10 protein-coding genes are annotated in these 12,565 nt (G+C 38.5%); all 10 read right to left on the bottom strand.

All coding sequences use genetic code 11. From position 1 onward, the window contains the following. Positions 1-16: 16 nt before the first annotated feature. The 10 genes from D1094_RS07440 to D1094_RS07485 all read right to left on the bottom strand — a co-directional run bounded on the left by D1094_RS07440 (position 17) and on the right by D1094_RS07485 (position 12,548). The gene (locus D1094_RS07440; RefSeq protein WP_182440124.1) at positions 17-4,891 is read right to left on the bottom strand and encodes a LamG domain-containing protein; all 4,875 of its coding nucleotides are present in this window, start codon (positions 4,889-4,891) and stop codon (positions 17-19) included. 5 nt (positions 4,892-4,896) lie between these two features. Beyond that, on the bottom strand, positions 4,897-5,361 hold the full coding sequence (locus D1094_RS07445; protein WP_118959459.1) for an MSHA biogenesis protein MshP: 465 nt from the start codon (positions 5,359-5,361) through the stop codon (positions 4,897-4,899). Positions 5,362-5,491: 130 nt separating this feature from the next. Further along, complete coding sequence (locus D1094_RS07450) at positions 5,492-6,379, bottom strand: type II secretion system protein (protein WP_118959460.1); 888 nt, start codon at positions 6,377-6,379, stop codon at positions 5,492-5,494. After that, positions 6,379-6,945: a prepilin-type N-terminal cleavage/methylation domain-containing protein gene (locus D1094_RS07455; RefSeq protein WP_118959461.1), complete on the bottom strand. Its 567-nt coding sequence runs from the start codon at positions 6,943-6,945 to the stop codon at positions 6,379-6,381. Before D1094_RS07455 ends, D1094_RS07450 begins: the two co-directional genes overlap by 1 nt. Then, on the bottom strand, positions 6,935-7,438 hold the full coding sequence (locus tag D1094_RS07460; protein ID WP_118959462.1) for a type II secretion system protein: 504 nt from the start codon (positions 7,436-7,438) through the stop codon (positions 6,935-6,937). The genes D1094_RS07455 and D1094_RS07460 overlap by 11 nt, the downstream gene beginning before the upstream one ends. 108 nt (positions 7,439-7,546) lie before the next feature. Then, complete coding sequence (locus tag D1094_RS19050) at positions 7,547-8,098, bottom strand: type II secretion system protein (RefSeq protein WP_310648347.1); 552 nt, start codon at positions 8,096-8,098, stop codon at positions 7,547-7,549. A gap of 69 nt (positions 8,099-8,167) precedes the next feature. After that, complete coding sequence (locus D1094_RS07470) at positions 8,168-8,851, bottom strand: type II secretion system protein (RefSeq protein ID WP_118959463.1); 684 nt, start codon at positions 8,849-8,851, stop codon at positions 8,168-8,170. Between the two features lie 208 nt (positions 8,852-9,059). After that, on the bottom strand, positions 9,060-9,551 hold the full coding sequence (locus D1094_RS07475; protein ID WP_118959464.1) for a hypothetical protein: 492 nt from the start codon (positions 9,549-9,551) through the stop codon (positions 9,060-9,062). A 29-nt stretch (positions 9,552-9,580) separates the two neighbouring features. Further along, positions 9,581-10,816, bottom strand: a complete 1,236-nt coding sequence (locus D1094_RS07480) for a type II secretion system F family protein (RefSeq protein ID WP_118959465.1) — start codon at positions 10,814-10,816, stop codon at positions 9,581-9,583. 19 nt (positions 10,817-10,835) lie between these two features. After that, complete coding sequence (locus D1094_RS07485; RefSeq protein WP_118959466.1) at positions 10,836-12,548, bottom strand: GspE/PulE family protein; 1,713 nt, start codon at positions 12,546-12,548, stop codon at positions 10,836-10,838. Positions 12,549-12,565 lie beyond the last annotated feature (17 nt).

A 12,565-nucleotide genomic window follows, 5' to 3' on the forward strand; every position in this document is an offset into this window, starting at 1 on the left:
CTTAATGCGTCTTTGGTTATCTATCGACTTCACGCTGATAAATAATACGATCGTTGCCGCGGTATAAGCCAAAAGTTAAGGTTGCTCTTGGGTTATCATCAAAAGCATCATTACCAGTCCAGTCAAACTGTAACCACGGTGGTACTTCATATTCGACCCTCAGAGGACCTTGACGATTACTTGGTGGTGGCGCTGAAAACTTCAACGCAGGAGAAAGCCCACTCTCTCTATAAACACCTACAGTAAAGCTTTCACCATCAACACTGGCATCTGTGTGTGCAGGCGTAAGATTATCTGTATTATCTGCATCAACTAATCGATAATCCCATAAGGCTAATCCGCCACTACCTAGGGTGCCTGATATAGACTTAGTTGCAATTTGTGGAATCATACAGCTTTCATCAGGGTTATTAATATACTCAACACCATTAAAATATTGAATAAACATTGGCATAGGCAAGTCTTGTGTTTCTGGTGCAAAACTATTTTGCATTAACCAACGCCCAAAACGTATTTCAACCCCTTCGGTAATCACGTTCTCTTTAGGGGTAATTGAAGCAGCAGAACCAGCATACAAAGCAACACCATCGTCATCAATAATGGTATCAACGATAAAAGGAATGCGCGCCTGAAATGGTGCTAATTCAGAGCGATTATTGTGCTCATAAATAAAATGGTCGGTGCTATTAAAGGTGTAAATCAATTCGCCATTATTATCACCTACTACAGGATTACTACCTGCACTCATCACCGAGGAAATTCTCACTCTATCATCAACAACAGGTGGAACAATGGGCTTTCTCTCTTTAACATCATCCATAGTCGGTTCAAGTATGGTGATACCTGAGGCAGCTAATTTAGTAAACCCTGCCTCGGTATAATTCTGTGTGACGACATTATTTATATTATACGCGGTAATCTTAATTTCAGGTTCATCAGCGGCGGCATAAGAGATAGCACCTGTTGTATTGCCACCTTGAGTAATCGTTTGCCCTGCATAGGCCCAATCTTTATTTTCACATAACAGCTGCGTGCCATCTATGTCATGATTAGCCGATAAGCTTCCCGTATTATTGACTGTTTGTATGAAGTAAGCAGGATAAAAACGACCTACGTTAGCAATTTTTCCTTGAATCTTCCCTAAACCACTGCCAAGGTAGTCCGCATTCTTCAATTCTGCGTCAATGGTAATAATACCGACTTCACTATAAGTGAGCGTATTATTCACCGAACTATTATTAGCTTCTATAAAGAAATTATCTGAAATTTGCTCAAATATACCTGCATTGCCAGGTGTTGGTAATTGAAGGGCACCTGTTAACGTTACTTGCTCATTGGCAAAATGTAATGCAGTAGTATTTGCAGATACTGATGTTAAATCATCAGGGTAACCATCACTATTACCATCTTGACCACTCGCCCATTGAACAGCCGTTGTCGTAATAATAAAATTATCGCCTGCCACTTTAAACTTAGTGCCATTTGCCCGAGAACCAGAGACAATCTCTGCCAAAGCCTCAGCATTATCACTATCTACATTTTCATCAAAAAATAACTTAAAAGCAAAAGGGCGCACGACAAAAGCATTAGAAGAAACAGACAAGTCTAAATCTTCTGTATTGCCATCAGCATCACTCACTTGCACCGTCTTTTGTGCATTAAGTATTAATTTACCCGCGTCAGGATAATTAATATCAAAAAAGGCTTTTGAATCGGTATTAAAACGTAGGCTAGGAGCAGATACCGCAGTAGAAATAGCATGAGAAGTACCATTATTGGTTAACATTAACGCATTAGTGCAAGCACTGCTGTCACCATGACAAGTATATGACAAGTTGATTGGTACATCACCGCCATCGGGAAACAGCCCTACGCAAGCACCACTGTTATCATCTGTTTTAACGGCTTGAATAAATAAATTACGTGCGTTGTATTCAACATCGGAAGATTTTCCCGATAACTGCGTTGGAATACCGTCATTTAATGCATTATCAATAATGAAACCAGCCGTCTTAAAATCAACATCACATGGCGTACCATTGCTGTTTCGACATTCGTACCCTTGAGCTAAACTTAACTCGGCATTACCTGCAACAGTGTAGCTATAGTCGGTATTGACACTACCGCCTGAAAAATTGATGCTCTTATTTGGTATACCATTTATCAATAAGTCAACAGTAAAATTGTCTATATTTAAAGTATTACAGTCAACGTCCGCGCAAGCGCGAATGGTAATATTATCTGCCTGACAAGTGAGCCCTTCTCCGTCTAAGGTATCAATTTCAAAATGATCTAAATAAATATCACAAGGATGAGTTGCTTGATAGACATCATTAACTTCAGTACTGCTTAAAGCATAATCATAAATGCGCACTTCATCGATACGACCATGAAAAAAGCGAGAACTAATACCTTGATCTTGACCTATCTGCAATGGGTTGCTATTGACAGGTAACGTGCCAGCGTGACTTAACGACCCTCTATTTACGCCATTAATATAAATATTCTGCTTGCCATCACGATACGTTATAACAACATGATACCAATTGTTTGCGGCAATATTAGCGCCTGAGGTACTGAAACTATTGTCTCCCCACCACCAAAATATTTCCCCTTGCGGGTTTAAGTGAAATTCATAATTAGTATCTTTTGATACTATCGACTTTAAACCAGAACCTGGAATAGATTCGGGATAAATCCAAGTAGACACACTTAATGCCTCAGACAAGTCTAAAAGGTCATTGTCGGCTATTTGTACGTAATCATTTACACCATCAAAAGTCCCAAAGCCACACGTTCCGGGGTTGCCTGCACGAGCAGGATCACTATTTGATGTCAATGCACCGCCCAGCGCTTGGCCATGTAAAGCGTTTATTTCATCCAATACTTCACCCGCAGAGCCATTCCAAAGCAGCTCATCCATACGCCACTCGGCAATGATTGACTTAGCACATCCATTGTCGTCATCCATATCGGTTTGAATTTCTGTCGGTGTTAAGACTTTGTTATAAATTCTGACTTCATCATAATCACCCCGAGATGAATAAGGCGAAGCAATTACAGAGTTACCCGCTTGGGTATAGTTTGATGAATTATCACCGAAAACAATTCGATTAAACTCACCTAGTGCACCGTTAGTATTGCGTGTTTCTTGAACTCTCAAGACGCCATCAACATAAATAGCAAAGCTATTATTGGTAAAATCCCAAGTAGTGGTGACATAATACCAAGTATCTTTAACTCGGTTATTACTCCCTTCAATGATAGTAAAATCAGCATCAGCAGAGTCTTCAAACGCAAACTTTAATCGTCCGTTTTGTTGAATTTCTAAGACAAAATACTTATCTGTCGCTGATTGTTTACTCGCATCAAAAAGAACACGCTCTTGCCCTTGGTCCCAATCAATTGAACTATTAAACCAAAAGCTAATTGTCCCTTGAACCCCTACTTCATTAATAGTTGGCCCTGCTCTAAAAGCATCGGTGATACCGTTATAATCATTCCAACTTTCACTTTCAAAGCCTCGGCAATACTTACCATCAGGTGTCGACAAACCACCCAAAATATTATCCGCATGGTTATCATAACCACTAGTGTCATCTATTTGCGTATTAAAATCTGGTTGCTCAAATTTATATTCCGCCACCAAGGGAGAACAAAATACTGGAGTTCGAGTTGTTCCATCATAGTTATTTTTAACAGATTGATTGGCAAAAATCTCTTGGATTTGTGTTAATGATAAAGCGTTATCAAATACGATAAATTCATCTAATGGGGCTCTGAACCCTTGGGGGGAACCACTACCTATATCATCAAATGAAGTACCTATGTATCTTAATGTACCACTTGGCATTCTACTGACAGAATCAACAAAAACGCCATCAATAAATAATTGAGTATTGCCTGCGCTATATACCAATGTTAAGTGATGCCAATCACTATTTAAATTACCAAACTCATAGGTACCATTCGTTGATCCTGCACCGTCATATACCCCCCAACGCCAGTTATTTTGACCGTCTAAGTACAATAAATCTCCGCCCGTCGCCATAGCACCTAAAACAAAATATTGATTTCCATTAGCTGCTGTTGGTTTTTTAAACCACGTTGAAACACTATAGCTTGCCGGCAAGGCAACAGACGTTTCAATATAATGCTGCGCGTCATCTATATTAGCAGAATACTCTATTTGACCATTAACATCAGTCGTAAACCCACCGACGGCTATACCGTTACTTGCTCCGACACTATCAACCACTTCGCCACTAACGCCCTGATAGCGACACTCATCAAACCGATACTCTAATATCGCAATAGCTGGCGTAACACCGTTGTTACACATTCCATTGAAATCTGCATTTAAAATAGCATCACTATCATAATTAATGTCAGCACTGGGTGTGGCACTGATATTACCTTCAGCCGCAATAGCACCATTAATATCGACTTTACCGGTAATAGTAACAGACCCCATACTGTAAATAATGGCATTGATTTCAGTATTACCGCCATCTATAGCTAAACTACCACTAACAATTATAATAAGATCTTCGGGGTTACCACTGACATTAATTTTAGCATTTATCCAACTTGCGCCCCCAGCAATATATAAACGAGAGGTTGTTTCAGATGTTGGTAAAGAGTCAACTGTAATAGTTTGAGATGATGCATTCGCTAAATAATGTTGATCGCCTAACAATAAGTTTTGAGGATTACTTAAATATCCATTTGCCCCAGTAAAAGGAGGCACATTAATAAAGCCATTTCCCAATAAGCCGTCATTAGTTGCACCGGGAAAAATATCAATACAATTCGCACTGTAACTTGATGTTGAAAATACTAGGCAAATAATTACGCCTAAGTGAATACAGGTTCTTTGCAGCAAGTTCATCAACATCATAAACTCCTCGCTTCAACTTGTATTGTTCTGCTACTACGCACTACGCCTTTAGACTGGTCACTAATAGCACCGCTACCGCATTCACCTGTGCTGGTTAAACGATAATAATTAACTAGATTATGCGTATTATAGATGGCACAACTTACTGAAGCATTACAGTGCTTTAAACCATCGATATCTGATAGATCATAGGTGTCATCAGCAGGGCATGAATTGGAATTATCTAAGGGAAAAGTGCGCTGTAAATGTGCCTGCATGCCTGAATTTGCCGCCATCAATGCGCGAGTACCTATCACTTCTTGTGCAATAGTTTCGCTGCTGGTTGAAAGTACCTTAATTAAAGCACTACCTAACAATAACAATACAATAATAATAAATAATGACAGCATAAGCGCACTCCCTTGTTGAGAGTCAACTTTAGTAAAATATCTTCGCTTTAAAGGATAAATATACTGCTTCATGATTGGTCTCTTAATCTTAGCGCCATAATTAGCGACTACTACATTTTTGTATCAAGAAAAAACCTTATCTATAAAAAGGTAACGCGATATGCCTAACTTAGCAATAGACCTTCGTAATATCAGGTTCATACTAAGGAACATTATTTATATGTACTGCATTGTCGAAAACTACGCGTTCGTTATCACGTAAAAATACCAACTTTGTTTGTACAACAGCATTACGCTGTAGCGTTGCATTTAACACAATAAAAGGTATTTCAGCTTGAGAATAAACTACGTTTTCTGCCATTAAGCTTAAATTAGCGCCTGAAGCAATTAAGTCACTCGAACTTTGCTGATTTTGCTGAAAATTATAGTTACTGTAACGTACCACCTTTGCCTCTCCCGATTGCGCAATAACACAATACGATACAGGCGAATTAATAATATAGGCTCGATTTGTTGGTGAATGTTCGGCAAAGCTTTCCGCTGCTTCTAATGTTAATGTTGCAACCTGTGCTGGCGCTATCGGCAAGGTATAATCTTCGAGCGAATAACGTTTATTATTTGCTGCAGTGTAAATATCTTCGCCATTGGTATTCGTTGGATAAACCACGATAGCATCAGAGCAATTAGCGCACACATAGTCATTACCATCAATATCAATGAAAGGAATAACCTCTAAGGTATTACTATTGTCAGGGTTAACAGGGATATCAGTATATACAGTACTTGCCAATATTGGTGTAAATTCAAGGCATTGCTCAGTGGCTGAGCTTTTCTGGCGAATACTGTTAGGAACTGCATTTCGAAGTTCACGATTAAGCCTTTCAACAACAAATCGGGCACTAGAAATAAGCTCATCTCGCTCACTCACGTTTAAATAGGTTTGAGTCGTTAATTTAATAAAGCCTGAAATACCAACAGCCATTACCCCAAGTAAAATAATAACAATGATCAACTCCATCAAAGTAAAACCTGCTGTTCGCTTACTCGATGTATAGTGTCTATTAACTCGACTATTGAATAATTTAGCCATTATAAATTTGCCTTATGGCTAGCAAATTCAATAACAGTACCAAGCGGTGTTTCTACCGAAACAGTTATTTTTTTAGCTAACCTGTTATTAGCTAGACTTAAACTGTCTCCGTCATAAGTCACTTCAACATTCAAAACAAAATTAGTGTAGCCCGAATCTAATCCCGCATTTATCGCGTTCACCTGCTGAGTAAAACCATGAAAATCATCCACATCATCAAAGGTATTTATATCGTTCGCATTTTCACCCGCTTCAACGCCAAAATTAACTTCATCAGTACAATCAGGTTGAGTACCATCATCACAGCGCAATCGACCACCTGTCATATCTGAATTATCATCAAAAGCACGGCTATTAATATCATTCATTAAGCTTTGACCTAACTCTGCCGCTTTAATTTGTAAAATTGCATCGGCACTTTGCTCTTCGGTTGGGGCAATTAAAGAAGAGATAATAGACAGGGAAATTGATAACACGACAATCGATAAGATAATTTCTATTAAGGTAAAACCTTGCATTTTTGCTTTAACATTGAGTAAAGCATATTTATTTAGTTTACAGGCCATGAATATAGCCCTCAGGTTCTATTTGAATCGATAACGTTTCGACATTACTGTTAACATTTATAATACAACCACTGGCACAACCCCCTATTGGACGGCCTAACCAATCAAAGGCAATAACAGCATTGACTGCAAACGAATTGTTAAAGGTAATATTATATCGGCTGTCCACAACATGCCCTGTTATATCAGACGCTTCATCCCAATCATCATTTAGGGTTAAATCAGTACAATCCAGACGGTCAGGTACGCCATAGCGCTTATTTTCAATGACTAGGTGATGACAATAAGTCTCACCTGAAGCGTTATCTTGACGAGTTTGCTGCATGGCACGTTGTTGCGTTAACCGTAAAGCTGATATGAGTTGTGCACGGTGACTATGTGCCTCATAAGCACTTGTACCATCAAATTTTGGCAGCACATTGACCGCTAAAATACCCACTAAGATAATTACGGTGACCAATTCAATTATAGTAAAACCAGATTGATACTTCATATGGTTAATTATATCACCTAAATAGAATTATATTTTTAACAAAATAAAGCGCTTAAAGCAAAAAAGGAGAGCCGAAGCTCTCCTTTATATATTAAGATAGCAGTCTAACTATAAACAAATCACAACATCAGTAACAGGTGAAGTACCTAATGCTTGAGACTCTTGATAATATGCAAAACAACTCGATTCTGCGGCTGTTGGAGCATCGTTATCTGCTGGCAAAGCAGTAGGTTCAGTTCCACCCTCAGGATAAACAACTACATATCCGGCAATTGAATCGTCTGAAATAATAAATTCATCAGCATTTACCTCTAACAATAAGGCCCAATCGTCTGCAGGTACTGTTGCAGCACCTGCTGTTGAAATAGGGTAACCCAAATCTAAATTTACTACATCACCTTGACTATTAACCACAACAGTTTCACCGTCAGCTGCTACAGCTGATTCATTACCTTGAATCAATGATTTACTGTGAACTAAGGTATATGCACTTTGCATAGAAGCTTTTACTGCTTCTAATGTTGCAGTACGTGCATCAGCTTGTAAGTTAATAAACTTAGGTGCTGCAGTTACTGCTAAAATACCTAAAATGACAATTACTACAACTAATTCGATTAGCGTAAAACCTTGTTGCGCTTTATTTTTCATTGAATATTTCATATTAAACCCTTTACCACTTAAAAAATCATTACAAATACTATCTATAAATTAACACTAATCGTCAAGTACTTATGGCGTATTAACGTTAACAACCACTTCACTATTCGCTGCATTGTAAGTAAAGTTATTACCAATATCGATATTACCACCAGGTGAAACAAAATTACCTGCTGCATTCTTATCTAAAGTTTCTTTTAAATAAAACACACAACCTGTAAATGTTTGAGTAGCACCCGCTGAATCGATTAATTCTACACTGGTAGTGTCGGCTAAATAATCAATATTTAATCCCACGGTATTTAAGTCTGCAACCGCTGAAGACACACTAGGTGGCTGAGCAAACACCCCTTGCCACAATTCAATACAACGGGCATTTGTCATGTCTGCTGTACTGGCATTACCGTTAACAAGGCCAACTGGATAACCAGGACGGATACTTTTAGTATTATTTGGTGTTGGCGGAGTCGTTAATGCAAAGAAGCTTCCTTCATAATCTACACGGTTCACATTAGCAGCCGTTGGGCGACCTTCTGCTTCCCACTGCGCACGAACTAAAGATACGCCTGTGGCAAAGCCACCCGCCATACCTTCAATATTTGCTTGTTTAGCTTTATCGGTTAGATCCAAAAATTTTGGAATAGCCGTTACCGCTAAAAAACCTAAAATAACGACAACAATCACTAATTCAATTAATGTAAAACCGCGCTGGTTATTTAAGTTTTTCACATTGTATTGAGAAAACACTTTATTCATATGAACCTCACAAACCTTGATGTACAGATATTAAAATCATTGTAACAACGATTAATTAAATAAGTCACTTAATTAATCGACAAAAACCTCTTTGAGAACAAATTATTACTAAATCTAAATCGAAATCATAAATTCTTATTTTATAGTCATAGTGTAGCGTATTTTTATAGATGCGTAATTTAGTCTATTGTAAATACAAATTATTTGTTCACTTGCTTTTTGGTATTACTTCAGTCACTTTGCCCGTTTCACTGTGATAATCAAAAAATTGCCCTGAAGGCAAAATATATCGACAATGATGAAAGTTTTTACCTTGTTCTTTTAACTCTATTGTTGCTATAGAAAGTTTCATTAATGACATCGGCACCGCAACAGCTGCTTGCCATATTTTCTCACAAGAAAAATTATTCTTTGTGATATCTAACCAGCCATTTTTATTTACTGAAAACCTTTGCTTAGCTTCACTATTAAGTTGTTTAAGTGTTACAACGCTAGGCTTATTTTCCATCAACCACTGGGCATGTACTGCAATGACAGTGCTATTAAAACTTTGCGCTAAACGGTTAAAGCCCGTCGTGGTTATTTGTTCTTGCTGGTCAAAATAATAACTAATAAACACTTTCATCAACAACGCGAGTAGGACAACCGTGATAATAAACTCAGTCAGAGATTTTTCTCGTTTCTCGACTTTATCAATCATAGCCTTATCCTAGCGCACATAACACAACGTTACTTACCCTGCATCGCAGACGCCATATCCCACATTGGTGTAAATATACCTAAGGCAAGTACTAAAACCATCGCCGCTACAACAATAAGTAATAACGGCTCTATTCTCGCTGTTAGCGTACTTAGATCGTAATCAACCTCACGTTCATAGTAATCGCCCACTTCTTTTAATAGGTCGTCGACACGTCCTGTTTCTTCACCTACGGCAATCATTTGCAATACCAGCGGCGTAAATAATGTACTAGCAATTGCTGCTCGCAATAAACTTTCACCACTTTCTATTGCCACACGCATAGCAATAATTTTCTCTTTCATGAAACTATTATCAACGGCATCGGCAACTAAATTGAGCCCCGATGTCATCGGTACTCCTGCCGTCAAAACTATACCAAAGCTATGAGAAAATCGTGCCAATATTGAGCGTTCAATAATACTACCAATAATGGGAATTTTAATTTTTCGTCTATCCCAAACAAATCGACCTTGTTTGGTTTTAAGTGATTGGCGTAAGGTGACAAAAAGAATCAACACGCCTATTAGCATATATGGCCAAAAATTTATGAAAAAATTTGAACTAGCGATAATAAATTTAGTCGCTAGTGGTAGATCGGCTCCTAGTTTTGAAAACATGCTGGCAAAGGTGGGTATTACCCAAATATTTAAGATAACTAATGCAGCAGACAAAGCCATTACAACCATAGTAGGATACCGTAATGCCGTTTTAATACGTTTTTTTGTCGCTTGTTCACGCTCAAGATATGTTGTTAATTTTGCGAAGGATTGATCGAGTTGCCCTGTATTTTCACCCACATGAATTAACGAAATAAATAATGAACTAAAAATATTAGTGTGCTGATTGAGTGCTGAAGATAACGTGTAGCCACCTTCTAATTGCTTACCTATGTCATGTAATGCCTTTTGCAAACTAATTGAGTTACTTGACTCAGCCATACCGTTTATTGCACGAAGTATAGGCACACCAGAACGCATTAACGCATACATTTGACGACAGAAAATAATCATCTCATCTAATGAGACACTGGCAAAACCTAACAGTTCTTTAATATCAGCACTTGCCAGGCTGCCATCATTACTGTGCTTGGCTTCATTAATATCAATTGGTGTTATATTTTGCCTAAATAATTGTTCAGCCGCGGCAGTAGAGCTAACGGCTTCGAGCGTGCCCTTAACTTGACTACCGCTAATATTACGACCTGTATAATTATATGATGCCATAGTGCAATATTAACCTTTATTAACTTACATCAACTGTTTCAACGAGTCTTAGCACTTCTTCGACTGAAGTAATACCCTGAACTGCATAATCGAAAGCAGCTTTTGCTAAAGGCGTAAAGGTTGGGTTTGCTTTAGATAACTCTGTAAATGCCTCACTGTCATCTCTTTTTAACGCAGCCATCATTCCTTCATTCATTTCTAATAATTCAAAAACACCTATACGACCACGATACCCCGTATACTTACATGTTTGACATCCTGAGCCTTGCGTGAATTTTGCTTGCTTTGCCTGCTCTCCTGCTAAATTAGTTAGCCAAAGCAGCTCTTGCGCTTCAGGTATATATTCTTGAGCACAATTATCACACACTCTGCGTACTAAACGTTGTGCGATAATAGCTCGCAGTGAGCTACCCACTAAAAAGCCTGCTGCGCCCATATCGATTAAACGTAAAGCACTGGTGATAGCGTCGTTTGTATGTAACGTTGATAAAACTAAGTGACCTGTTAATGCGCCTCTAAGGCCTATCTCAACCGTTTCTTGATCACGCATCTCACCCACCATCATTATGTCGGGATCTTGACGTAATGCGGTACGTAATACACTTGAGAAAGTTAATTCTATTTTAGTATTAACTTGTACCTGATTAACCCGCGGTAACCGATACTCGACTGGGTCTTCAACGGTAATTATTTTCTTGCTAGCTTCATTTAACTCACTCAGCGCAGCATATAACGTCGTTGTTTTACCACTACCTGTTGGCCCAGTAACCAGTACCATACCATGAGGGCGTGTAATCTGATGGCGTACACGTTTAACTAAATCTGCTGGCATACCGGTTTGATCAAACGATAGCAAGCCTGCAGACTGATCAAGCAAACGCATAACTACCGATTCACCATATTGCACAGGCATGGTGGATATACGGACATCAATACTGTGACCACTAATTTGAATATTAAAACGTCCATCTTGAGGTATACGTTTTTCTGAAATATCAAGCCCTGCCATGAGCTTCAAACGAAGTACCATTGCCGCTGCAATTTTATTTTCTTTGAGAATATTTTCTTGCAATACGCCATCGATACGTTGTCTGATACGTAACTGGCTTTCATCAGGTTCAATATGAATATCTGATGCACGCATTTGCACTGCATCTTCAAAAACAGACTGTAATAATTTGCCTACCGTTGCATCACCCGTTTCATCAACAAATGAGGTGGATAAATCAAAATCTGATGTTTCTTGATATTCTTCTTCTAGCTGACTAGCAAACGATTCAATATCAGCAGTACGACGATATAAACTATCGAAGGCATCATACAGTTGAGATTCCATCACAACCGCAAGTTCTATTCGCTTTGGCGAAAGCATATTCTCTAATTGATCTAAACCACTTAAATCGGCAGGATCACTCATACCAAGAAGAACTGAATCACCCCTGTCTTCAATAATCAGTGCTCTTAAACGGCGGGCATGAACTTCAGGTAAAAGGTTAGCTATTGACGTTGGAATTTGTCGCTGGCTGATATCTAAAAAAGGAACATTTAACTGCTGAGCTAAAAATTGTAGTAATTGTTTTTCTGATAAGTAACCTAGCTCAATTAGCGTGTCACCCAATTTACGACCTGACGTTTTTTGACTGTTTAGTGCTTGCATTAGCTGATCATTGGTAATGATATGTTCATGTACCAATAAGTCACCTAGTCGCATCTTTAACTTGGGTGCCGCCATTACTTTCTCCTAAACCT

It is taken from the genome of Colwellia sp. RSH04, from assembly GCF_003545765.1.
GTDB lineage: Bacteria > Pseudomonadota > Gammaproteobacteria > Enterobacterales > Alteromonadaceae > Colwellia.